The sequence below is a fragment of the Vibrio artabrorum genome (assembly GCF_024347295.1).
Lineage (GTDB): Bacteria > Pseudomonadota > Gammaproteobacteria > Enterobacterales > Vibrionaceae > Vibrio > Vibrio artabrorum.
In genome coordinates, this window is the sequence record NZ_AP025458.1 from 1,305,013 (window position 1) to 1,329,531 (window position 24,519).

A 24,519-nucleotide genomic window follows, 5' to 3' on the forward strand; every position below is an offset into this window, starting at 1 on the left:
TTTTTATCACCATCAGAATTAAGATTATTTTAGTGAGTTATGGATCAGGAACTCATCTTCAACGCCTTTCAATTTCATTTCATCCATCATGAAATTGACGGTGTTCAACAAGCGCTGCTCACCTTTAGGAATCAGGTAACCGAATTGACCATTGGTGAAAGGGGTTTCACAGCGAGCGGCTTCAAGGCGCTTGTCTGTCACTTGATAAAACAGGCCCTCTGGGGTTTCGGTGACCATCACATCGATTTTGCCTTCTGCAACGGCTTTTGGCACATCGAGATTGTTGTCGAAGCGCGTGAAGGTCGCATTTTTCAAATGACTGTCTGCAAAAGCCTCGTTGGTTCCGCCAATGTTCACACCTACGCGAACAGAAGAGCGGTTTACTTTCTCTAGGCTGTTGTACTGCTCTACCTTGCCTTTCGCCACTAAGAAACACTTACCAAAGGTCATGTAACCTTGAGTTTGTTCCGCGTTGAGTTGGCGTTGCATTTTTCGCGTGATACCACCCATTGCGATGTCGTACTTGTCGCTATCGAGATCGGTCAGTAGATTTTTCCATTGGGTAGGAACGATTTTTAACTCTACCCCCAATTGTTCTGCAAAATACTTAGCGACGTCGATGTCATAACCGGAATACGTTTTGCCATCGAAATAAGAAAAAGGTTTGTAGTCGCCAGTCGTGCCCACTCGAAGTACGCCCGATTTTTGAATGTCTTGTAATTGGTCAGCTTGTGCTACACCAGAAAGCGAAAGAACAATGGAAGCAAGTAATAGTGATGTTTTTTTCATTATGATTATCTGTTGTGTTTGTCTTATTACTAAAAGTAACAGAAAGAGAATCAAAAAGAGATCAAACCATTGGAAGAGTTGGGAAAAAGATAAATATAGAGGAGAGTATCAGGGGGAAAGCAGAACGATAAGCGTACTAGGATGACCCGTTATTTACTACGATTGGTATGATTTGTCGATAACAACAAAAATCCCATGCTATCAAATTGATAACATGGGATTCATTTTAAACGTTAGCGGTTACTTCATTACTTAGTAATGCGCGTTTTGCCTGTCTTCGCTGCAGATTTTGATGCATTAACCAACAGGATACCAACGGTTAGGACCATTGAACCACAAAGTAGGAACAACAAGCGTCCTGTCGGTTCGTTTGGAATCAAAGCCATTGCTAGGATACCGAAACCCGCTAAGCTGATAAGGTTCCCAAGCATTGAACGTTGTTTCGTATCGAGGTTTTGTTGCTCTTCACCTTCTGCGATAAGCGGCGTATTCCAGTTAGTGAACAGTTGGTCTACTTCTTTCTCACGCTCTGGCGTTAGGCCTTTATAGAAGCGAGAAGATAAGATGAAGTAACCACCAGTGAACACGACGTGAGCAGCTAAGCTTAGACCCACTTTTAAGTCGCTCCATTCACGACCCGAAAGAGCGGTGTCTAGGCCAAATAAATGTTCTACATCTTTTGCTTCAAGCGAGATTCCGAATATGTAAGAAACCAAGCCACCCACAATTAATGTCGACCACCCCGACCAGTCTGGCGTCTTGCGAATCCACATACCAAGTAATACAGGGATAAGCATAGGGAAGCCAATTAATGCCCCCACGTTCATTACGATATCGAACAAGCTCAAGTGACGTAGAGAGTTAATAAACAAACCAATAGCGATGATGATAACACCCATCATAATAGTGGTTATCTTACTGACGATGACCAGTTCTTTCTGCGTCGCATTTTGGCGAAGAATAGGGCTGTAGAAGTTCATGACAAAGATACCAGCATTACGGTTCAAACCTGAATCCATAGAAGACATCGTTGCAGCGAACATTGCTGACATAAGCAGACCAACCATACCGGCTGGCATAACATGTTGAACGAATGCTAAGTAAGCAGCATCACCGGCTTTGTCACCCATTGAAGCGTACTCAAGGGCAAAGTCTGGCATGAATGCACTCACATACCAAGGTGGTAGGAACCAAATTAGTGGGCCAATAATCATCAGAATACACGCAAGGCCTGCTGCTTTACGGGCATTTTCACTGTCTTTTGCGCAGAGGTAACGATAAGCGTTGATGCTGTTGTTCATAACGCCGAACTGCTTCACGAAAATGAACACAACCCAAAGGATGAAGATGCTCATGTAGTTTAGGTTGTTACCTAACATGAAGTCGCCGTCGAAGTTAGCAACGATGTTAGTTAAGCCGCCACCGTGGAAGTAAGCTGCTACCGCACAAGTGATGGTCACGGCCATGATGACAAGCATTTGCATGAAGTCAGAAGCAACAACCGCCCAAGAGCCGCCCGTTACTGCCATCAATACCAGAACCAGACCCGTTACCACAATGGTTGCTTCCATTGGGATGTTGAATACCGCTGCTACAAAGATCGCGAGACCGTTTAGCCAAATACCTGCAGAGATAAGGCTGTCCGGCATACCTGCCCATGTGAAGAACTGTTCAGACGTTTTACCAAAGCGCTGACGAATAGCTTCGATCGCCGTTACCACACGAAGTTGGCGGAACTTTGGAGCGAAGTACATATAGTTCATGAAGTAGCCAAAAGCATTGGCTAAGAATAGGATTACAATAACGAAACCGTCATTGAACGCGCGTCCTGCGGCACCTGTAAACGTCCATGCTGAAAACTGTGTCATGAAGGCTGTTGCACCAACCATCCACCACAACATTTTGCCGCCTCCTCTAAAGTAATCACTAGTCGATGTGGTGAACTTACGGAACATCCAACCAATCGCGATTAAAAAGAGGAAGTAGGCGAGAACAACAAAAGTATCAATAGTCATCTTTTCAGCCTTTTAAATATCATAATTAACTGGAACCTAGGTTACTCTGTTTATGAGTTTATTTGTACTACAATATGTCTTTATCGTGATCTGAACCGCATGTTTGCTTTATTGTTTTATTGCATATAGGCCATTTAAAGCGCTTTTTCTTGAGTTTTATGGGCTAAGGCGTGTTGTTGTTTGCAAATCACTGATTATTTATTTTGGCTATTATAATAATACAAATAAGCGGTATTCGCTAATCACTGAACTCGCGAAGAGTGTTGATGAAGAGGGCTCAAAATTGAAAGAAATATGATTAAAAATAAAAGAAACCTATTCATCGTCTCTTATGCGTAAAAAAGCGAGCTCTGGGCTCGCTTTTTTGATTAAAAGGTAAATAAATATCTATTTATTCACAAATTCAACCGCATCACGAACCAGTTTACCTAGTTCATCCCACTTACCTTCGTCGATAAGTTTAGTTGGAACCATCCAAGTACCGCCACACGCAAGTACAGAAGGGATCGATAGGTATTCATCTACATTCTTCAAGCTTACACCGCCTGTCGGCATGAACTTTACAGGGTAAACCGCTGTTAGTGCTTTAAGCATACCAGTACCACCAGACGGTTCAGCTGGGAAGAATTTCAACGTGCGAAGACCCATTTCCATCGCTTGCTCAACTAGGCTCGGGTTATTAACACCCGGTACGATTGCAACACCTTTGTCGATACAGTATTGAACAGTACGTGGGTTAAAACCTGGGCTTACGATGAAATCAACACCAGCTTCGATAGATGCGTCAACTTGCTCGTTAGTCAGTACAGTACCTGAACCGATTAGCATGTCTGGGAATTCTTTACGCATGATGCGAATCGCTTCGATTGCACATTCTGTACGTAGCGTGATTTCTGCACAAGGCATGCCGTTTTCAACCAACGCTTTACCTAGAGGGATAGCGTCTTCAGCACGGTTGATCGCGATGACAGGAATTACTTTTAGGTTTGCTAGTTGTTCATTTAATGTCGTCATGAATTCTTTCTCACGTTAAATGTGGGCCTGCTTTCAACTAAGCAACCCCTTGATTAATAGTTAAAGTGCGTAATTATAGAGACAGATCAGGCGTCGCTTCTCGAGGAATGATAGCACCTGGATGCTGAATTACGGTTCCTGCCACAATATGACCTGAAAATGCAGCATCACGAGCACTACCGCCGCTCAAGCGCTTGGCCAAGAAGCCTGCACTGAACGAGTCGCCAGCGGCAGTCGTATCAACGATGTTGTCTACTGGATTTGGCGCAACGTATTGTGCGTTTTGGCTTTCAACCACTAAGCAGTCTTTCGCGCCACGTTTAATAACAATTTCTTTCACGCCACACTCAGATGTACGTGCTAAACACTGTTCAATGCTTTCGTCGCCGTACAACTCTTGTTCGTCATCGAACGTCAATAGAGCGGTGTCAGTGTACTTCAACATCTTCAAATACCAATAGATAGCTTCTTCTTGGTTTTCCCAAAGTTTAGGTCGGTAGTTATTGTCGAAGAATACTTGACCGCCTTGAACCTTGAATTTGTCTAAGAAGTTAAAGAGCTGTGTACGCCCATTCTCTGTTAGGATTGCAAGCGTAATGCCACTTAGATAAATCGCATCAAAAGTGAGTAACTTATCAAGTAGAGCTGGCGTGTCTTGCTGATCAAACATGAACTTCGCGGCAGCATCACTACGCCAGTAGTGGAAGCTGCGTTCACCCGTTTCATCGGTCTCGATGTAGTAAAGCCCGGGTTGTTTGTGATCAAGCTGAGCGATTAAGCTCGTGTCGATGCCTTCTGCTTGCCACTTTTCTAACATATCAGCACTGAATGGGTCAGAACCTAATGCCGTCACATAACTGGTGTTGATATCTTGCTCTTTAGTTAAGCGCGACAGGTAAAGTGCTGTATTTAGTGTATCGCCACCGAAACTTTGCTTAAGCCCGTCTTGTTTCTTTTGTAGCTCAACCATGCACTCGCCAATGATCGCGATGTTTAATGATTTCATATGCTTACCTTAGCAACTGAGGTTGCGCTCGTTATTATTTTAGGAAATCTTCACGCGCAGGGTTGAAGATATCAAGAAGGATGCTGTCTTGCTCTAGTGCAACCGCACCGTGCATCATGTGTTTACGGGCGAAGTAAGCATCGCCTTCTTTAAGCACTTTCTTCTCCCCATCAATTTCAGCTTCGAAGCTGCCACGAACCACATAACCGATTTGGTCGTGGATCTCGTGGGTATGGGGATGGCCAATAGCGCCTTTATCAAAACATAGGTGTACAGCCATAAGATCGTCAGTATAAGCAACGATTTTACGTTTAATTCCGCCGCCAAGTTCTTCCCATGGGTTTTCATCTAAAATAAAGAAAGCGTTCATTGTGTGTCTCCTAATCGGTTTAAATCGGTAAAAATACTATTGAGCATTATCATAAGATAATAAGTTTAATTGTAATACAATACATCTACAATAGTGTGACATTGATCAGCTGATACTTGATATGACGAAAATAAATCAACAAATTAACAAATGTCTGCTATGGATTGTTTGTTATCATAATCAATAGTTTACGGGTGATTGTGTGATTCTGCTCATCATTTGGCGACGAATGGGTATGAATAAACCTCATATTGTATTACTTTATGTGAAGTTTAAGAATTTAATCAAAGTTTAAAAATAGATAAACTCTTCATTGAGGGTGACAAAGAATATGACGACTAAACCAGTATTGTTGACTGAAGCAGAAATCGAGCAGCTTCATCTTGAAGTGGGCCGTTCTAGCTTAATGGGCAAAACCATTGCAGCAAACGCGAAAGATCTAGAAGCATTCATGCGTTTACCTATTGATGTCCCAGGACATGGTGAAGCAGGGGGTTACGAACATAACCGCCATAAACAAAATTACACGTACATGAATTTAGCTGGTCGCATGTTTTTGATCACTAAAGAGCAAAAGTACGCAGACTTCGTTACAGACTTACTAGAAGTGTACGCAGACAAGTACCTAACGTTTGATTACCACGTACAAAAAAACACCAACCCAACAGGACGTTTGTTTCATCAAATCCTGAATGAACACTGCTGGTTAATGTTCTCCAGTTTGGCTTACTCTTGCGTTGCTTCAACATTGACACAAGAGCAGCGTGACAACATTGAGTCTCGCATTTTTGAACCCATGCTAGAAATGTTCACCGTTAAGTACGCACACGACTTCGACCGTATCCACAACCACGGCATTTGGGCCGTCGCTGCTGTCGGTATTTGTGGTCTTGCTCTTGGCAAGCGTGAGTACCTTGAAATGTCAGTGTATGGCATTGACCGTAATGATACTGGCGGTTTCTTAGCGCAAGTTTCTCAGCTGTTTGCACCTTCTGGCTACTATATGGAAGGTCCTTACTATCACCGTTATGCGATTCGTCCAACGTGTGTGTTCGCTGAAGTGATCCACCGTCATATGCCTGAAGTGGATATCTACAACTACAAAGGTGGCGTGATTGGTAACACAGTACAAGCGATGCTTGCGACGGCTTACCCGAACGGTGAATTCCCGGCTCTGAATGATGCTTCTCGTACTATGGGTATCACAGACATGGGTGTTCAGGTTGCAGTCAGTGTTTACAGCAAGCATTACTCTTCTGAGAACGGCGTTGACCAAAACATTCTTGGTATGGCGAAGATTCAAGATGCAGTATGGATGCACCCATGTGGTCTTGAGCTATCTAAAGCCTACGAAGCTGCTTCTGCAGAGAAAGAAATTGGCATGCCTTTCTGGCCAAGTGTTGAATTGAACGAAGGCCCTGAGGGTCACAACGGCGCGCAAGGTTTTATCCGCATGCAGGATAAGAAAGGCGACGTTTCTCAACTTGTTATGAACTACGGCCAACACGGCATGGGTCACGGCAACTTTGATACGCTGGGTATTTCTTTCTTCAACCGAGGTCAAGAAGTGCTACGCGAATACGGCTTCTGTCGTTGGGTGAACGTTGAGCCTAAATTCGGCGGCCGTTACCTAGACGAAAACAAATCTTACGCTCGTCAAACAATTGCACATAACGCAGTAACGATTGATGAAAAATGTCAGAACAACTTTGAGGTTGAGCGCGCGGATGCAGTACATGGCTTGCCACACTTCTTCAAAGTAGAAGACGAGCAAATCAATGGCATGAGCGCATTTGCTAACGATCATTACGAAGGTTTTGACATGCAACGCAGCGTGTTCATGCTTAACCTTGAAGAATTAGAATCTCCGCTATTGATCGATCTATACCGCTTAGATTCAGAAAAGGGTGGCGAAGGCGAGCATCAATACGATTACTCACACCAATATCAAGGTCAGATTGTTCGCACTAACTTTGAATACCAAGCAAACAAAGAGCTGAACACTTTAGGTGAAGACTTCGGTTACCAACACCTATGGAACGTGGCAAGCGGTGAAGTGAAGGGCACAGCACTGGTCAGCTGGCTACAAAACAACACCTACTACACGTGGCTAGGCGCAACGTCTAACGATAATGCGGAAGTGATCTTTACTCGCACTGGCGCGAATGACCCAAGCTTCAACCTACGTTCAGAGCCTGCGTTTATTCTCCGCAGCAAAGGTGAAACAACACTGTTTGCTTCTGTTGTTGAAACGCACGGTTACTTCAACGAAGAATTCGAGCAATCAGTGAATGCACGTGGTGTTGTGAAAGACATCAAAGTAGTGGCTCACACGAATATCGGTTCGGTAGTTGAGATCACCACAGAGAAATCAAACGTGACAGTGATGATCAGCAACCAACTTGGCGCGACTGATAGCACTGAACACAAAGTAGAGCTGAACGGCAAAGTATACAGCTGGACAGGCTTCTACTCAGTAGAAACAACTTTAAACCCAGAATTAGCAAGCACAGCAGAGCAGGGGAAATAATAATGAGCTATCAACCACTTTTACTTAACTTTGATGAAGCCGCAGAGCTTCGTAAAGAACTTGGCAAGGATAGCCTTTTAGGTAACGCACTGACTCGCGACATTAAACAAACTGACGCTTACATGGCGGAAGTTGGCATTGAAGTACCCGGTCACGGTGAAGGCGGCGGTTACGAGCACAACCGTCACAAGCAAAACTACATCCATATGGATCTAGCAGGCCGTTTGTTCCTTATCACGGAAGAAACAAAGTACCGTGATTACATCGTTGATATGCTCACTGCATACGCGACGGTGTACCCAACACTTGAAAGCAACGTCAGCCGTGACTCTAACCCTCCGGGTAAGCTGTTCCACCAAACGTTGAACGAGAATATGTGGATGCTCTACGCTTCTTGTGCGTACAGCTGTATTTACCACACCATATCTGAAGAGCAAAAGCGTCTGATCGAAGATGATCTGCTTAAGCAAATGATCGAAATGTTCGTTGTGACTTACGCACACGACTTCGATATCGTACACAACCACGGCTTATGGGCAGTGGCTGCAGTCGGTATTTGTGGCTACGCAATCAACGACCAAGAGTCGGTAGACAAAGCGCTTTACGGCTTGAAACTAGATAAAGTCAGCGGCGGTTTCTTAGCGCAACTTGACCAACTGTTTTCGCCAGACGGCTACTACATGGAAGGTCCTTACTACCACCGTTTTTCGCTACGTCCAATTTACTTGTTCGCAGAAGCGATTGAACGTCGTCAGCCTGAAGTCGGCATCTATGAATTCAACGATTCCGTGATCAAGACAACGTCTTACTCGGTATTCAAAACCGCATTCCCAGACGGTACATTGCCAGCTCTGAACGATTCATCGAAGACAATCTCTATCAACGATGAAGGCGTTATCATGGCAACGTCTGTGTGTTACCACCGTTACGAGCAGACAGAAACTCTGCTTGGTATGGCGAATCACCAACAAGATGTTTGGGTTCATGCTTCGGGTAAAACACTGTCTGACGCGGTTGATGCAGCTGACGACATCAAAGCATTCAACTGGGGCAGCCTGTTTGTCACCGACGGCCCTAAAGGCGAAAAAGGCGGTGTGAGCATCCTTCGTCACCGTGATGAGCAAGACGGCGACCCTAAGACTGCAGATACCATGGCGTTGATCTGGTTTGGTCAGCACGGCTCAGACCACCAGTATCACTCTGCGTTAGACCACGGTCACTACGATGGTCTGCATCTAAGCGTATTCAACCGTGGCCACGAAGTGCTGCACGATTACGGCTTCGGTCGCTGGGTAAACGTTGAGCCTAAGTTTGGCGGTCGTTACATCCCAGAGAACAAGTCTTACTGTAAGCAGACGGTTGCTCACAACACAGTCACGGTTGATCAGAAAACACAGAACAACTTCAACACAGCATTGGCTGAGTCTAAGTTTGGTCAGAAGCACTTCTTCGTAGCAGACGACCAGTCTCTGCAAGGCATGAGTGGCACCATTTCTGAGTACTACACGGGCGTAGACATGCAACGCAGCGTGATTCTTGCTGATCTGCCTGAGTTCGAAAAACCGCTCGTGATCGATGTGTACCGCATCGAAGCTGACGCTGAGCACCAGTACGACTTACCTGTTCACCATTCTGGTCAGATCATCCGTACGGACTTTGATTACCACATGGAAAAAACGCTTAAGCCGTTAGGTGAAGACAACGGTTACCAGCACTTATGGAACCTTGCTTCAGGCAAAGTAAACGAAGAAGGTTCTCTAGTAAGCTGGTTACATGACAGCAGCTACTACAGCCTAGTAACCAGCGCGAATGCGGGCAGTGAAGTGATTTTTGCTCGCACAGGGGCGAACGATCCAGATTTCAACCTTAAGAGTGAACCAGCGCTGATCTTACGTCAGTCTGGTCAAAACCACGTGTTTGCTTCTGTACTCGAAACGCATGGTTACTTTAACGAGTCTATCGAAGCCTCTGTGGGTGCTCGTGGCCTAGTTAAATCAGTATCGGTTGTCGGTCATAACAGTGTCGGAACGGTTATTCGCATTGAGACGACTTCTGGTAACACTTACCACTACGGTATTTCAAACCAAGCTGAAGACGCGCAGCAAGCCACTCACACTGTTGAGTTTGCGGGTGAGATATACTCGTGGCAAGGATCATTTGCTCAACTGTAAATGATTGACACGCAAGTTGTTTAACGACGGCTTGTGTTGATGTGGAGCTTTGCGGGAACGAAGCATCACATTGAATTCAGTCGTGATTGCAAAATTGTTCGTTGATACCCACAACGACTGAATACATCGGGAATAAGTTAAACCGAGTCACTCACTACGAGTTGCTCGGTTTTTTTATGTCTGAAAAGCATGAGTGGATAGATGGTGGGTATGTGTGCTCTTTGCTCAATTGGCTGTCGGTTGAAATACTGTTATAGTGAAACTTAAATCAAACAAAAACATAACATATAAAATAAGTGAACTTATGGTTACCACTTTTAATTCTATTTCGGGTTCGAAGCGCAGCCTGCACGTACAAGTAGCGCGTGAAATCGCTCGTGGAATCTTGTCTGGCGAATTGCCACAAGGTTCTATTATTCCTGGTGAAATGGCGTTGTGTGAACAGTTTAGTATCAGCCGAACGGCACTTCGCGAAGCAGTTAAACTATTGACCTCTAAAGGTCTATTAGAGTCCCGCCCGAAAATCGGTACTCGTGTAGTAGACCGTGCATACTGGAACTTCCTTGATCCTCAACTGATAGAGTGGATGGACGGCCTAACTGACATAGACCAATTTTGTTCACAGTTCTTAGGTCTTCGTCGTGCAATTGAACCTGAAGCGTGTGCACTAGCGGCAAAATTTGCGACGGCTGAGCAACGTATTGAGCTGTCGGAAATCTTTCAAAAAATGGTCGAAGTGGATGAAGCTGAAGTGTTTGATCAAGAGCGTTGGACTGACATTGACACTCGTTTCCATAGCTTGATCTTCAATGCGACAGGTAATGATTTTTACCTGCCATTCGGTAACATTTTGACGACTATGTTCGTTAACTTCATTGTGCACTCTTCTGAAGAAGGCAGCACATGTATCAATGAACACCGTAGAATTTATGAAGCAATCATGGCCGGTGACAGTGACAAAGCACGTTTAATGTCAACAGCGCACTTACAAGATGCCAATCACCGCTTAGTACCGGTTAGTTAAACAGGGTTTTGAATCTGATTTGAGCCACTGACAGGCTTGTTTATACCATTTAAAAGGTATGCCACGCGCATGCCTTTTTTGTTAAATATCTCCAAGGCTTTTCTTAGCCGAGTTTCCTCGTTATTAAACCCCTCACTCGCTTTAAGTGCTGGCTCCGCTTTGGTACCAAGCTGAATATTGAAGCGATGCAGTGTTAAAACAAGCATTTAATGCCGAAATCTCTAAGTATTATTGTCTGATTAATCGGGTGGGGGAGGTGTGGATGTAAGAGTCGTTGTTATTCTGCAAGGCTTGATCGCCATATGTGTTAGGTTTTCTTTACTATTAAGTTTTGGAATTACAATAATCGCCTTAAGTTATTGATTTTAATTGATTCGTTTGTTTTTGTGGTTGGTTTTATGTTTGCCGATTTAAATCAGTAATGAATTGTCGATATTCCATCCTATGTCATATATATACTTAACTTAACCTATTAAAATCAGATCATCATCACTTATTTAGATTATTGTACTACAAATGAGTCTTGATGTTTCCTATAGTATTTGTAACAAATTACTCCGGACAAAGGATACACGATGGAACTCAACACGATTATTGTCGGCATTTATTTCCTATTCTTGATTGCGATAGGTTGGATGTTTAGAACATTTACCAGCACTACAAGTGATTACTTCCGCGGGGGCGGTAACATGTTGTGGTGGATGGTTGGTGCTACCGCCTTTATGACCCAGTTTAGTGCATGGACATTTACCGGTGCAGCAGGCAAAGCCTATAACGATGGGTTTGCTGTAGGGGTCATTTTCGTCGCCAACGCATTTGGTTACTTCATGAACTTTGCATATTTCGCTCCAAAGTTCCGCCAACTACGTGTAGTAACGGTCATTGAGGCCATTCGTATGCGTTTCGGTACGACCAATGAACAAGTCTTCACTTGGTCTTCAATGCCAAACAGTGTTGTTTCTGCAGGTGTATGGTTAAACGCACTAGCAATCATCGCTTCTGGTATTTTTGGCTTCGACATGACAGCAACAATCTGGATTACTGGTTTGGTTGTATTGGCAATGTCAGTAACCGGTGGTTCATGGGCGGTAATCGCATCTGATTTCATGCAGATGGTTATCATCATGGCGGTGACTGTGACGTGTGCTGTTGTTGCGGTTGTTCAAGGTGGCGGCATTGGTGAAATTGTGCATAACTTCCCAGTAGGGGACGGTGGTACTTTCCTTGCTGGTAATAATCTTAATTACCTCAGCATCTTCAGTATTTGGGCATTCTTCATTTTTGTTAAGCAATTCTCTATCACGAACAACATGCTTAACTCTTACCGCTACCTAGCGGCGAAAGACTCAAAGAACGCGAAGAAAGCGGCTCTATTAGCATGTGTACTCATGCTTGGCGGTGTCTTCATTTGGTTCATGCCTTCTTGGTTCATTGCCGGTCAAGGTGTCGACTTAGCTGCAGTTTACCCAGAGGCTGGTAACAAAGCTGGTGACTTTGCCTACCTATACTTCGTACAAGAGTACATGCCAGCAGGTATGGTTGGCCTTCTTGTTGCAGCGATGTTTGCCGCAACAATGTCTTCAATGGACTCTGGTCTAAACCGTAACTCAGGTATCTTTGTTAAGAACTTCTATGAAACGATTGTTCGTAAGGGCAACGCAAGTGAGAAAGAGCTGGTAACGGTTTCTAAGATTACTTCTGCCGTATTTGGTATCGCTATTATTCTTATCGCACAGTTCATCAACTCGCTTAAAGGTTTGAGCTTGTTCGATACTATGATGTATGTAGGCGCACTTATCGGCTTCCCAATGACAATTCCTGCATTCCTTGGCTTCTTCATTAAGAAGACTCCGGATTGGGCTGGTTGGGGTACGCTGGTCGTGGGTGGTTTTGTTTCTTACTACGTAGGTTTTGTTATTAACCCTGAGATGGTTTCGTCTATTTTTGGGCTAGAAGAGCTAACAAGCCGTGAATGGTCTGATGTTAAAGTGGCGATTGGTCTAGTCAGTCACATTGCTCTGACGGGTGGTTTCTTCATGCTATCTACTCTGTTCTACAAGCCATTAACTGAAAAACGTCAAGCAGATGTAGATAAGTTCTTTAGTAACCTAGAGACACCACTTGTCTCTGAGTCTGCAGAACAGAAAGTTCTAGATAACAAGCAACGTCAGATGCTTGGCAAACTTATCGCAGTAGCTGGCGTTGGTGTTATGCTGATGGCACTGCTTCCAAACCCAATGTGGGGGCGTTTCGTCTTCATCTTATGTGGTTTGATAGTGGGCGGCGTTGGTATGCTACTTGTCAAAGCTGTCGATGATGGCGGCAAGCAAGCAAAAGCTGCAACGCAAGGCTAATCATCGCAAAGGTCATAAATAGAATAATGCGACGAGCCGAGAGGACGTCGCATTTTTTTTGCTCTACGAAACAGGCAAATTGTCAGGTGAATATATCTGACCTAAATCACGAAAACTGTACAAATTGGTTCAATCGAATCGAAATACATCCAATTGTCCTACAATAGGATGTATATTATTGCTTAATTCCTTTCAATCAACTTGAAGATAAGTGAGTTAGAATGAGCGACCAAAAATCTCTTGATGCAATCAGGAAGATGAAGCTGGAGAATGATACTTCAGCAGGTAATCTTGTAGACCTACTTCCTATCGAAGTACAGAAGCGTGACTTCGATCTATCATTCCTAGACAACTTGAGCGAAGCGCGTCCACGCCTTCTTGTTCAAGCTGATCAGTTAGAAGAATTCAAAGCGAAAGTGAAAGCCGATGAAGCTCACTGCATGTTTGATGATTTCTACAACAATTCGACGGTTAAGTTCCTTGAGACTGCTCCTTTTGAAGAGCCTCAAGCGTACCCAGCAGAGACAGTAGGTAAAGCTTCTCTGTGGCGCCCTTACTGGCGTCAAATGTACGTTGATTGTCAAATGGCACTGAACGCAACACGCAACTTAGCGATTGCTGGTGTGGTAAAAGAAGACGAAGTGCTCATTGCTAAAGCAAAAGCTTGGACTCTAAAGCTGTCTACGTACGATCCTGAAGGCGTAACTTCTCGTGGCTATAACGATGAAGCGGCTTTCCGTGTCATCGCAGCGATGGCTTGGGGTTACGACTGGCTACACGGCTACTTCACCGATGAAGAACGTCAGCAAGTTCAAGATGCTTTGATTGAGCGTCTAGACGAAATCATGCACCACCTGAAAGTGACGGTTGATCTATTGAACAACCCTCTAAACAGCCACGGTGTTCGTTCTATCTCTTCTGCTATCATCCCAACGTGTATTGCGCTTTACCACGATCACCCGAAAGCAGGTGAGTACATTGCATACGCACTCGAATACTACGCGGTACACTACCCACCATGGGGCGGTGAAGACGGTGGTTGGGCTGAAGGCCCAGACTACTGGAACACGCAAACTGCATTCTTAGGCGAAGCATTCGACCTACTAAAAGCCTACTGTGGCGTAGACATGTTCAATAAGACATTCTACGAAAACACCGGTGACTTCCCGCTTTACTGTATGCCGGTTCACTCTAAGCGCGCGAGCTTCTGTGACCAGTCGTCAATTGGTGATTTCCCAGGTTTAAAACTGGCTTATAACATCAAGCACTACGCAGGTGTTAACCAGAAGCCTGAGTACGTTTGGTACTACAACCAGCTTAAAGGTCGTGATACTGAAGCACACACCAAATTCTACAACTTCGGTTGGTGGGACTTTGGCTACGACGATCTTCGCTTCAACATCCTATGGGATGCACCTGAAGAGAAAGCGCCATCGAACGATCCACTGTTGAAAGTCTTTCCAATTACGGGTTGGGCTGCATTCCACAACAAGATGACTGAGCGTGATAACCATATTCACATGGTATTCAAGTGTTCTCCGTTTGGCTCAATCAGCCATTCTCATGGCGACCAAAACGCATTCACGTTGCATGCATTCGGTGAAACACTAGCGTCAATCACGGGCTACTACGGTGGTTTCGGTGTTGATATGCACACAAAATGGCGTCGTCAAACGTTCTCTAAAAACCTGCCACTATTTGGCGGTAAAGGCCAATACGGCGAGAACAAGAACACGGGTTACGAAAACCATCAAGATCGCTTCTGTATTGAAGCGGGCGGCACTATCTCTGACTTCGACACTGAATCTGACGTAAAGATGGTTGAAGGTGATGCAACAGCATCTTACCAGTACTTCGTTCCTGAAATCGAATCTTACAAGCGTAAGATCTGGTTTGTTCAAGGTAAAGTATTCGTAATGCAAGACAAGGCAACGCTTTCTGAAGAGAAAGACATGACTTGGCTAATGCACACAACCTTCGCAAACGAAGTGGCAGACAAATCTTTCATTATTCGTGGCGAAGTGGCGCACCTAGACGTAAACTTCATCAACGAGTCTGCGGATAACATCACTGCAGTTAAGAACGTGGAAGGTTTTGGCGAAGTTGACCCATACGAGTTCAAAGATCTCGAGGTCCACCGTCATGTTGAAGTGGAATTCAAGCCTTCTAAAGAGCACAACATCCTGACGCTTCTTGTTCCGAACAAGAACGAAGGCGAGCAAGTTGAAGTGTCTCACAAGCTTGAAGGCAACACGCTACTGCTAAATGTTGACGGTGAAACGGTTTCAATCGAACTGTAATTCGCTGAAGTAACAGAAGCTAGATATTAAAAACTCCGAGTGAAAGCTCGGAGTTTTTTTGTGGTATATAGTTCCTGGAAGGACAAAGCGTGCCCGATATTTTCTCGTAAAGTGAACCCCGGTCACAACTTGCGTCTAACCCTCGAATCAATGCCCTAAAACTATTGCGTAACAAGAGAGACGTCGTTATTATAATGAGCATATAATCATACAATACTATATTTGGAGTTTGAACATGACTAAACCTGTAATCGGTTTCATTGGCCTAGGTCTTATGGGCGGCAACATGGTTGAAAACCTACAAAAGCGCGGCTACCACGTAAACGTAATGGATCTAAGCGCTGAAGCGGTTGCTCGCGTTACCGATCGCGGCAATGCAACGGCATTCACTTCAGCGAAAGAACTAGCAGCGGCAAGTGACATCGTTCAGTTTTGTCTGACAACTTCTGCTGTTGTTGAAAAAATCGTTTACGGCGAAGATGGCGTTCTAGCGGGCATCAAAGAAGGTGCTGTAGTTGTAGACTTCGGTACTTCTATCCCTGCTTCTACTAAGCAAATCGGCGCAGCTCTTGCTGAAAAAGGCGCGGGCATGATCGACGCACCTCTAGGTCGTACTCCTGCACACGCTAAAGATGGTCTTCTGAACATCATGGCGGCTGGTGACATGGACACTTTCAATAAAGTTAAACCTGTTCTTGAAGAGCAAGGCGAAAACGTATTCCACCTAGGCGCTCTAGGTTCTGGTCACGTGACAAAGCTTGTAAACAACTTCATGGGTATGACGACTGTTGCGACTATGTCTCAAGCTTTCGCTGTTGCTCAACGCGCTGGTGTTGATGGCCAACAACTGTTTGACATCATGTCTGCAGGTCCATCTAACTCTCCGTTCATGCAATTCTGTAAGTTCTACGCGGTAGACGGCGAAGAGAAGCTAGGTTTCTCTGTTGCTAACGCAAACAAAGACCTTGGTTACTTCCTTGCTCTTTGTGAAGAGCTAGGCACTGAGTCTCTAATCGCTCAAGGTACTGCAACTAGCCTACAAGCTGCGGTTGACGCAGGCATGGGTAACAATGACGTACCTGTTATCTTCGACTACTTCGTAAAACTAGAGAAGTAATTGACGTACGACCTCGCTAGGGTATTGCCTGTCTTTTCGGCGGCGATCTCTCAGCGAGGTTCGTTTTTTCTGCACTATCCATTTCCTCGTTAAAATCTTCGACTTCCAGCATTTTACTTGCACCTATTCAAGTTCTCTACCACTCTTTTACAGCCTCTATTCCTTCTCTCTAATCTATTTCTATCTGTAAATTCAAAACCTTTTAGCGACCAACTTGTTACCCAGCTTTTTCTTTGCAAGCTTAAAACCAGCGCACTTACGCGATAGTTGGTGTTGCTTTAATGCTGATCGACTATCGGACTTAAAAAGAAAGTAAAAAAAACCCACACAGCTGGTGACTGTGTGGGCATGTTCGGACGAGCCGTCTGGAAAAAAATGCGCAATAGTAAGTGAAAAACGAATAACGAGAACCCCCGACAGTTTCTACGTTAACGTGTTCTAAGACCTCAAAGCCGCTGCTTCGATTATCACTTTGAATTGAACAAAAGCATCCAGAAAGAACTTAAGTTATGATTCAAATACACCATACAACAAGACTTATTGTATTACAAATAAAAGTTAATATTGGAAGCTCTTGTGTGTCATTAGATGGTGGAAGTGTGAGCTAAGGCTCACTTTTCGGCTCGGTGAGGTAAAGAAGAGCTGCTGAACCGTTGTTGACAGTCACATGGCGAGTTAATGGATAAAAACGGTTGAGTTTAGAGTGGCCTTTATGCGTTGTTCTTGAGTCTAGCTCTACGCAACATTCTTTCATTTCACTTCATTAGTCGCATCTCACATTCTGACAAAGCGACAATTGACATAAAATAGTACAAATATACATAATCACACTACTTTTATATAGATAAGTGAGATAAATGTGAATAAGTCAATCTTCGTCTTGGTACTCGCTTCGCTTACGTATGGCTGCGGTGGAAGCAGTTCCAGTGACCCAAGTGCCAGCGGTGCTCCTCCTGTATCTAATAAACCAGGTGCGTCTCATGGTGTTGTTGCTCCCTATGAGATTGCCAAGTATCAAAATATCCTTGCTAGCTCAGATTTTCAGGTGTCAGATCCTAAGGGAGAGGAGGGCAACAAAACGTCACCCGTAAAAGCCGGTAACTTCCAAGGTTATGTCAGTGACTATTTTTATGCAGATGAAGAGACTGAGAATCTTATCTTCAAAATGGCGAACTACAAGATGCGTTCTGAAATTCGTGAGGGAGACAACTTTCGTATCAATGAAGCGGGCGTGAGACGCACTCTACATGCGGAAATAAGCCTGCCGGATATTCAGCATGCAATGGCGAGCTCTCCTGCTGAACATGATGAAGTGACACTGCTACAGATCCACAATGAGGGCACCGACGAGAGTGGCACAGGTTACCTTCCTCACCCATTATTGCGTGTAGTGTGGGAGCAAGAACGAGATGGTCTCACCGGTCACTATTGGGCTGTCATGAAAAACAATGCGATTGACTGTAGCAGTGCTGCTGACTCTTTGGACTGTTACGCCAATTCCTATAACCGCTACGATTTGGGCGAGGCGGATCTTGATCGTTTCACAAAATTTGATCTTTCTATTTATGAAAACACCCTTTCGGTCAAAGTGAACGATGAAGTGAAAGTCGATGAAGACATCACTTATTGGCAGCATCTACTGAGTTACTTTAAAGCGGGCATCTATAATCAATTTGAAAATGGCGAAGCCACGGCTTACTTTAAGGCGCTTAGATACACCATCACACAAGTCAACGGTTCAAATGATTGGGACATTAATGATTGGAAGTTGACGATTCCTGCGAGTAAAGACTCTTGGTATGGAAGTGGGGGTGACAGTGCCGCTGAACTAGAACCTGAGCGTTGTGAGTCGAACAAAGACCTCCTTGCTAATGATCGTGATGTCTATGACAGTAAGATTGGTCTCTCTTATTTCAATGTTGATGAAGGAAGAATGCACTTTAGAGCGGATATGGGGTATGGCACCTCTACACAAAACTCTAACTATATTCGTTCTGAGTTAAGGGAGTTGTACCAAAGCCGTGCTCAACCAGATTGCAGTACCAGCGATAAGGATACAAGTTGGTATCTGAACGATACAAGAACGCATGTCAGTAATCATGAGTTAACCGCCACCTTACGAATTGACGCGCATCCAGATATCACCAGTCAGGACCCGAAAGTGATAGTAGGGCAAATTCATGGGTGGAAGATCAGCCAAGCTCTGGTCAAACTGGTTTGGGAAGGGAGTCATAAGCCAGTGCGCATGGTCATGAACTCTAAGTTTAAACGTGATAATCAATCTTGCAGCGATTGCGAACCGTTTAGTGTCGCATTAGGTACTTATCCTGCGGGTGTTGAATGGCGATATACTATCCGTGCCGATCAAAATGGTCTTTATCTTGCCACTCATGATGGGGATGGAAGAAACACGATTGAGCATTTCCTTGGATGGGGTCAAGAGTATAAAGATGGCGACACCGTTTCGCTAACACCGGATTGGGCATCACCGGATATTGCTTTTTATTTTAAAGCGGGCATCTATCCTCAATTTAAACCGAATAGTGCATATAAAGGTGAGATATTTGATGTGAGCTTTAGCTCTCTCAGAGTCGACCACTTTTGATTGGCTGAATGCTAAATAGTGACAGTGAAGACCGTATTTGTTTCTAGCAATGCGGTCTTTTTCTTTGATGAACCAGCGATCATTGTGGGGTCTTCAGTGAAAAACGTCGGAATTTTCTCGCTCAAAATCGTTCATTTTTCCGTTTTTTTGAGGGGAAGTTTTGGTTCTTTTATCCTTAAAACTTATCTACTTTTTTTTAATTAATCGGAAATGTGATCCAGTTAAAGTATAGCGGAACGGAAAGTGTCCCTAGTCTCATTTATCCAACTAAGCGTTTTATTTGTATTATAAGATTATGTAAGATTTTTGTGTTATCGCAAATAACGAGAGATTAAATGCTGTATAGCGCGTGTTTGCTGATCTAACTTTTACTGACGAACGCGGCCTCCGTATTATCATAATGGATTGAATATGAAACAAATTACTCTAAAAACTTTACTTGCCTCTTCCATCATACTCGCAGCGGGTTGCGCGAGCACCACGCCCCCTAATGCTGATTTTCCGAATAATAAAGAAAGTGGTGAAGCGATTCTGACGCCAGTAGCGATGACAGCGAGCAGTCACGATGGCAATGGCCCTGATCGCTTGTTTGACCAAGATCTAACAACACGATGGTCATCGGCAGGTGACGGCGAATGGGCCATGTTGGATTATGGTTCAGTGCAAGAATTTGACGCGGTTCAAGCTTCATTCAGTAAAGGAAATGAACGTCAATCCAAATTCGATATTCAAGTCAGTGTTGATGGTGAAAACTGGACAACCGTACTTGAAAATCAAATGAGCTCAGGTAAGGCAATCGGTCTAGAGCGTTTCCAGTTTGAGCCAGCGGTTAAAGCGCGTTACGTTAAATATGTGGGCCACGGCAATACCAAAAATGGTTGGAACAGTGTCACTGAACTCGCTGCGGTGAACTGTAACGTTAACGCTTGTCCTGCTAGTCATATCATTACTCCAGACGTCGTGGCCGCAGAACAAGCAATGATCGCTGAAATGAAAGCGGCGGAAAAAGCACGTAAAGAAGCTCGTAAAGATCTACGTTCGGGGAACTTCGGTGTAGCAGCCGTTTACCCTTGTGATACGACCGTTAAATGTGACACGCGCAGTGTGTTGCCCGTACCGACGGGCTTACCTAGCACACCGGTGGCAGGTAATGCGCCGAGTGAGAACTTTGATATGACTCATTGGTACTTATCGCAACCATTCGATCATGATAAAAATGGCAGACCTGATGATGTGTCTGAGTGGAATCTTGCAAACGGCTACCAACACCCAGAGGTTTTCTACACAGCAGACGATGGCGGTCTTGTATTCAAGGCTTACGTAAAAGGTGTGCGTACCTCTAAAAATACCAAGTACGCCCGTACTGAACTTCGTGAAATGATGCGTCGTGGTGATCAGTCTATCAGCACTCAAGGTGTTAACAAGAACAACTGGGTATTCTCAAGCGCACCTGAAGCAGACCTAAAAGCTGCGGGTGGTATTGACGGAGTGCTAGAAGCCACGTTAAAAATCGATCACGCGACAACGACAGGTAATGCGAATGAAGTCGGTCGCTTTATCATCGGTCAGATTCACGATCAAAACGATGAGCCAATTCGTCTGTACTACCGTAAGTTGCCAAACCAAGCAACGGGTGCGGTTTACTTTGCACATGAAAGCCAAGACGCGACAAAAGAGGACTTCTATCCTCTCGTTGGCGACATGACGGCTGAAGTGGGGGACGATGGTATCGCGCTTGGCGAAGTGTTTAGCTACCGCATTGACGTGAAAGGCAACACGATGACAGTTACGCTAATGCGTGAAGGTAAAGACGATGTGGTACAAGTGGTTGATATGAGCAACAGCGGTTACGACGTAGGTGGCAAGTACATGTACTTCAAAGCCGGTGTTTACAACCAAAACATCAGTGGCGATCTAGACGATTACTCACAAGCGACTTTCTACCAGCTAGATGTATCTCACGATCAATACCAAAAGTAATCTAATCATATAGCGTATAGCCTCCAACTGTTCGAGTTCGGAGGCTTTTTTGTGCTTGCTATTTGGTTAAAAACGCTCGTAACTTAAGCGTGGTTAAGAGCGTGGTAGCAATGATATTCAAGGTGAATTATGGGACTAGATCAGCAACAAATGTTTGTTTGTAACTTGCACTCGTCTGTAGTTCTTGTTTTATCCATTGGTTAAATGGACTAAAGTCAGAGTGAACTGGCCAAAAAATAGAGGCCACGATTCTCTTACCAAAAAAATCGGGAGGGTCTGTAATTACTTTGAGTGAACTGTCGCCTTCAATACGGAACATGGGTAAAAAGGCGATGCCTTTTTGGGCCTTACATAGGTCGATAATGGTAGCGAAATCGTCAAGCCGCCATAAATTATATGAAGTGATCTTGGATAAATTCAACAATTCTTCACACCCATCCATCAATAGAATGCGTTGCGATGAAGTTTGATTTGTAGAATAAGCTAAGTCTTCGTGAGCAACCCACCAACAGTTGACATGAAATAACTCTTCAACGTTAAAGTCGTTGTTCGTTTTATGGTACGGATTACCTAATGCTAGATCTATCTTTCCTTCGTTAATATAATTTCCTAAAATAACGCTTGGTTTCGTTACAACCACTAAATCGACATTAGGAAACGTTTCCGAAAATCTGGCTAGTGTATCTTTGACATCTTTATTGAATACCAACGGGTCTATGCCCACACGGAAAACAATTTGATCTGATACATTCATTTGTGCTGCAATTGTCGCCAATTCGCGATATTTCGAAACAATAGGTAAAGATAACTGGAACAGGCGCTCGCCTTTCTGTGTCAGCCAGACTTTAGAGTGCTGTCTATTAAATAAATTGAAGCCTAGATCTGATTCAAGATTTTGAACCGCTGTACTCACCGTTGACTGAGATTTACCAAGCTTACGTGCAGCGGAACTAAATGAACCTTCCTCAACTACCGATATAAACGAAACAATATTTTCGAAATGCAGTTTCATGGTTAGATAAGCCTTTAGCGCAGGATAATTATTTTTATTATTCGATGCACAATAACGTTATGATTTCTATTTTTCAACTTGTTTTATAAAAACATTCAGTTAGTTATAGAAAGCCAGAGCGTAACTATAGATTATTTGAATGTCATGATAGGTTAGCTATTACATTTATTTCATGGATGTTAATTTGTTGTTTTCTAATGTTATTGGGTTTTATGTGTTGTGATTGTAATTAAGGTGTAAGTTGTATGATATTTGTTTTTTTAACATACAGAGCTTGGTGAGTGAATGGTTTAGGATCTGTATTGTCTTAATTTCGTTTATGTTGTTGAAAAGTACGATAATTAATAAAAATACAACAAACACCAAACTTAAAAAAGTGTGACATTGCTCGCATAATTGGGCTTTATTAAACATTTTGTTACAGGTTGGTTGGTAGGTGGGATTTTATTTAAGTTGTTGTATTTTATTGATTTTGTGTTGCTCTAACTAGCTCTATTATCTATTTTTTGATTGTTTTATATTCTAACTATAGATTAAGTCGATAGGGGTTATTTTTCATCCGGCTAACAAAATGACATAACATACCCATGAATTCTCATATGACGATAGGAACAAAAAATTGATTACTAAACTATATGTAAAAACAAGCGTATTTTTATCACAATTCAAGAATGACGAGCGTGGTGTAACGGCGATTGAATATGGTCTAATCGGTGTGGCAATGGCTGTTTTGTTGACGACTGCGTTAGGTGATGGTGGCTTTATTGGTAAACTGTCAGCTGCATTCACAAAAATCGCAACTACGCTTACTAATGCTACTGGTAGCTAAGCTCAGTAATATAATAAAGATAATTGAGCCAGACCTGTGTATTCATTGGTCTGGCTCAATTAATTTAGAGTTTAAATAAGAATCACTCTACCATAATCTTGGGGGTTTTCTGATTTTGAGCCATGAATGGTACTTGTTCGTTTTACTGATAATGTGTATATACGTGTCTTCTGTCGATTTTCTTTATCGCAAAATACATAATCATGCGTTGTTGGTTTTGCTCTTGTTTCAGTGTTTTTTTTCTCCATTAGATATTCACGTTACCACCTTTTTGCTGATGTTAGGGGTTGGGCTAATACTTTATGCGTTGATTTGGATTGGGGCGGGTGATATTAAATACGCTGCTGTGTTATCACTGACAATCCCTCTCAACGAGTTACATTGGGCCTATATTATGACGGCTTTTGCTGGTGGTTTTTTATCGCTTGGTTATTTAATCAGCAGAAAACTAATAAGTAACACGTCGAATAGCCAGGAAGGAATCCCGTACGGGATAGCCATTAGTGTGGGATTTTACTTAGTAATTTTAACTCAAAATACGCCACATATTTAAACAAACAAAAATAGGCACATTATGAGATCTAGACTGGTATTACTGATTGCTATTGTTGCTTTGGTCGTAGGGGCGATAGGCGTGGTCGACTTATTCAAAAGTAAACCCGAGCCGACCGTTGCTACGGAGCAAGTGATTGACAATAAAAACGAAGAGCATGTTGCGGTTTGGATGACCACTCAAGCTTATGAAAGAGGGGAAGCCATCAGCGCGCAAGGCGTTGTTAAAAAACAACTCCCCCTTAGTGAAGCGTTAACGTTTGGCGTCAGAGAAGACACTGAAATCGAATTGTCTCCCTCCATTTTACTGAATCGAAGCCTCAAGCCAGGCGATGCCGTGTTACCTGAGTATCAAGTGGAGCCAGGAGAGCCTGGATATATCGATCTTTTGGTAACAGAAGGTATGACGTTATACCCACTTGAAGTGAGCGATAAAAACCTCATTAACGATTACATCCGTCCTGGTTCCTTTATCGATATTCTTACTGTGAGCTCCCCTAACGATAACTTAGCAAAAAACGCTGAGAAGCCGGAACGTTTTAAAGGCATGAGAGCGTCAATGTTCCTCAAACACGTCAAAGTACTTAACATCGGGGGTACTTCCGACAGCAACAGTGCTGTTACTGCGCTAGCTCCAACAAAAGAAGACGGACTAGCCACTGTGGTGGTTGAGGTCACCCCGGATGACTTAGCCAAACTTGCTTTGGCGCAACGAACAATGCATATCGAAATATATCGAAGCCAAACTTATAAGCACCATGGTGACATTGAAGTGCGCAATATTATCGATAATTATACCGGTATCGAAGAGTTACGCGGTAACGTAAATAACCCTCGAGAGGCTTTGTAAT

Annotated in this window: 17 protein-coding genes; 11 read left to right on the top strand and 6 right to left on the bottom strand. The window is 43.7% G+C overall.

Annotation, left to right across the window (positions count from 1 at the left end):
• Positions 1–24 precede the first annotated feature (24 nt).
• The 5 genes from OCU36_RS05955 to OCU36_RS05975 all read right to left on the bottom strand — a co-directional run bounded on the left by OCU36_RS05955 (position 25) and on the right by OCU36_RS05975 (position 5,194).
• Positions 25–789, bottom strand: coding sequence for a transporter substrate-binding domain-containing protein (locus tag OCU36_RS05955; protein ID WP_261839475.1), 765 nt, complete (start codon positions 787–789; stop codon positions 25–27).
• A 248-nt stretch (positions 790–1,037) separates the two neighbouring features.
• Positions 1,038–2,804 (bottom strand): sodium:solute symporter family protein, encoded by a 1,767-nt coding sequence (locus OCU36_RS05960; protein ID WP_261839476.1) that lies wholly within the window; start codon positions 2,802–2,804, stop codon positions 1,038–1,040.
• 387 nt (positions 2,805–3,191) lie between these two features.
• A complete protein-coding gene (locus tag OCU36_RS05965; protein WP_261839477.1) occupies positions 3,192–3,818 on the bottom strand; it encodes a bifunctional 4-hydroxy-2-oxoglutarate aldolase/2-dehydro-3-deoxy-phosphogluconate aldolase in 627 nt (208 codons plus the stop codon).
• 73 nt (positions 3,819–3,891) lie between these two features.
• A complete protein-coding gene (locus OCU36_RS05970; protein ID WP_261839478.1) occupies positions 3,892–4,824 on the bottom strand; it encodes a 2-dehydro-3-deoxygluconokinase in 933 nt (310 codons plus the stop codon).
• Between the two features lie 34 nt (positions 4,825–4,858).
• Positions 4,859–5,194: a cupin domain-containing protein gene (locus OCU36_RS05975; protein ID WP_261839479.1), complete on the bottom strand. Its 336-nt coding sequence runs from the start codon at positions 5,192–5,194 to the stop codon at positions 4,859–4,861.
• Positions 5,195–5,525: 331 nt separating this feature from the next.
• Here OCU36_RS05975 and OCU36_RS05980 point away from each other — a divergent pair, with 331 nt between their 5' ends.
• From OCU36_RS05980 to OCU36_RS06015, 8 genes are all read left to right on the top strand, one after another.
• Positions 5,526–7,724, top strand: coding sequence for a heparinase II/III domain-containing protein (locus OCU36_RS05980; RefSeq protein ID WP_261839480.1), 2,199 nt, complete (start codon positions 5,526–5,528; stop codon positions 7,722–7,724).
• Positions 7,725–7,726: 2 nt separating this feature from the next.
• A complete protein-coding gene (locus OCU36_RS05985; protein WP_261839481.1) occupies positions 7,727–9,895 on the top strand; it encodes a heparinase II/III domain-containing protein in 2,169 nt (722 codons plus the stop codon).
• A gap of 304 nt (positions 9,896–10,199) precedes the next feature.
• Positions 10,200–10,919 carry a FadR/GntR family transcriptional regulator gene (locus tag OCU36_RS05990; protein WP_261839482.1) on the top strand — a complete coding sequence of 240 codons (720 nt, stop codon included), beginning with the start codon at positions 10,200–10,202 and terminating at the stop codon, positions 10,917–10,919.
• A 575-nt stretch (positions 10,920–11,494) separates the two neighbouring features.
• Positions 11,495–13,273, top strand: a complete 1,779-nt coding sequence (locus tag OCU36_RS05995) for a sodium:solute symporter family transporter (protein WP_261839483.1) — start codon at positions 11,495–11,497, stop codon at positions 13,271–13,273.
• Between the two features lie 221 nt (positions 13,274–13,494).
• On the top strand, positions 13,495–15,573 hold the full coding sequence (locus OCU36_RS06000; protein ID WP_261839484.1) for a DUF4962 domain-containing protein: 2,079 nt from the start codon (positions 13,495–13,497) through the stop codon (positions 15,571–15,573).
• Positions 15,574–15,808: 235 nt separating this feature from the next.
• Positions 15,809–16,690, top strand: coding sequence for an NAD(P)-dependent oxidoreductase (locus tag OCU36_RS06005; RefSeq protein WP_261839485.1), 882 nt, complete (start codon positions 15,809–15,811; stop codon positions 16,688–16,690).
• 859 nt (positions 16,691–17,549) lie between these two features.
• The gene (locus OCU36_RS06010; RefSeq protein ID WP_261839486.1) at positions 17,550–19,295 is read left to right on the top strand and encodes a polysaccharide lyase family 7 protein; all 1,746 of its coding nucleotides are present in this window, start codon (positions 17,550–17,552) and stop codon (positions 19,293–19,295) included.
• A gap of 411 nt (positions 19,296–19,706) precedes the next feature.
• Positions 19,707–21,275 (top strand): polysaccharide lyase family 7 protein, encoded by a 1,569-nt coding sequence (locus OCU36_RS06015; protein WP_261839487.1) that lies wholly within the window; start codon positions 19,707–19,709, stop codon positions 21,273–21,275.
• A 127-nt stretch (positions 21,276–21,402) separates the two neighbouring features.
• On the opposite strand, the gene OCU36_RS06020 is transcribed toward OCU36_RS06015, so the two are convergent.
• Complete coding sequence (locus OCU36_RS06020) at positions 21,403–22,287, bottom strand: LysR family transcriptional regulator (RefSeq protein ID WP_261839488.1); 885 nt, start codon at positions 22,285–22,287, stop codon at positions 21,403–21,405.
• Positions 22,288–22,906: 619 nt separating this feature from the next.
• Between OCU36_RS06020 and OCU36_RS06025 the strand changes: the two genes are divergently transcribed.
• The 3 genes from OCU36_RS06025 (at position 22,907) to cpaB (ending at position 24,518) form a co-directional block, all read left to right on the top strand.
• Complete coding sequence (locus OCU36_RS06025; RefSeq protein ID WP_261839489.1) at positions 22,907–23,116, top strand: Flp family type IVb pilin; 210 nt, start codon at positions 22,907–22,909, stop codon at positions 23,114–23,116.
• Between the two features lie 151 nt (positions 23,117–23,267).
• Positions 23,268–23,669 carry an A24 family peptidase gene (locus OCU36_RS06030; protein WP_261839694.1) on the top strand — a complete coding sequence of 134 codons (402 nt, stop codon included), beginning with the start codon at positions 23,268–23,270 and terminating at the stop codon, positions 23,667–23,669.
• A 21-nt stretch (positions 23,670–23,690) separates the two neighbouring features.
• The gene (gene cpaB, locus OCU36_RS06035) at positions 23,691–24,518 is read left to right on the top strand and encodes a Flp pilus assembly protein CpaB (protein ID WP_261839490.1); all 828 of its coding nucleotides are present in this window, start codon (positions 23,691–23,693) and stop codon (positions 24,516–24,518) included.
• The last annotated feature ends 1 nt before the right edge of the window (position 24,519 follow it).

Excerpts from the sequence above, each read along its gene's own strand:
- OCU36_RS06020 (WP_261839488.1), bottom strand. The coding sequence starts at position 22,287 with ATGAAACTGCATTTCGAAAATATTGTTTCGTTTATATCGGTAGTTGAG.
- OCU36_RS06005 (WP_261839485.1), top strand. The coding sequence starts at position 15,809 with ATGACTAAACCTGTAATCGGTTTCATTGGCCTAGGTCTTATGGGCGGC.
- OCU36_RS06000 (WP_261839484.1), top strand. The coding sequence starts at position 13,495 with ATGAGCGACCAAAAATCTCTTGATGCAATCAGGAAGATGAAGCTGGAG.
- cpaB (WP_261839490.1), top strand. The coding sequence starts at position 23,691 with ATGAGATCTAGACTGGTATTACTGATTGCTATTGTTGCTTTGGTCGTA.
- OCU36_RS05970 (WP_261839478.1), bottom strand. The coding sequence starts at position 4,824 with ATGAAATCATTAAACATCGCGATCATTGGCGAGTGCATGGTTGAGCTA.
- OCU36_RS06030 (WP_261839694.1), top strand. The coding sequence starts at position 23,268 with ATGTGTATATACGTGTCTTCTGTCGATTTTCTTTATCGCAAAATACAT.
- OCU36_RS06015 (WP_261839487.1), top strand. The coding sequence starts at position 19,707 with ATGAAACAAATTACTCTAAAAACTTTACTTGCCTCTTCCATCATACTC.
- OCU36_RS05960 (WP_261839476.1), bottom strand. The coding sequence starts at position 2,804 with ATGACTATTGATACTTTTGTTGTTCTCGCCTACTTCCTCTTTTTAATC.
- OCU36_RS05975 (WP_261839479.1), bottom strand. The coding sequence starts at position 5,194 with ATGAACGCTTTCTTTATTTTAGATGAAAACCCATGGGAAGAACTTGGC.
- OCU36_RS05990 (WP_261839482.1), top strand. The coding sequence starts at position 10,200 with ATGGTTACCACTTTTAATTCTATTTCGGGTTCGAAGCGCAGCCTGCAC.
- OCU36_RS05985 (WP_261839481.1), top strand. The coding sequence starts at position 7,727 with ATGAGCTATCAACCACTTTTACTTAACTTTGATGAAGCCGCAGAGCTT.
- OCU36_RS05955 (WP_261839475.1), bottom strand. The coding sequence starts at position 789 with ATGAAAAAAACATCACTATTACTTGCTTCCATTGTTCTTTCGCTTTCT.
- OCU36_RS05980 (WP_261839480.1), top strand. The coding sequence starts at position 5,526 with ATGACGACTAAACCAGTATTGTTGACTGAAGCAGAAATCGAGCAGCTT.
- OCU36_RS05995 (WP_261839483.1), top strand. The coding sequence starts at position 11,495 with ATGGAACTCAACACGATTATTGTCGGCATTTATTTCCTATTCTTGATT.
- OCU36_RS05965 (WP_261839477.1), bottom strand. The coding sequence starts at position 3,818 with ATGACGACATTAAATGAACAACTAGCAAACCTAAAAGTAATTCCTGTC.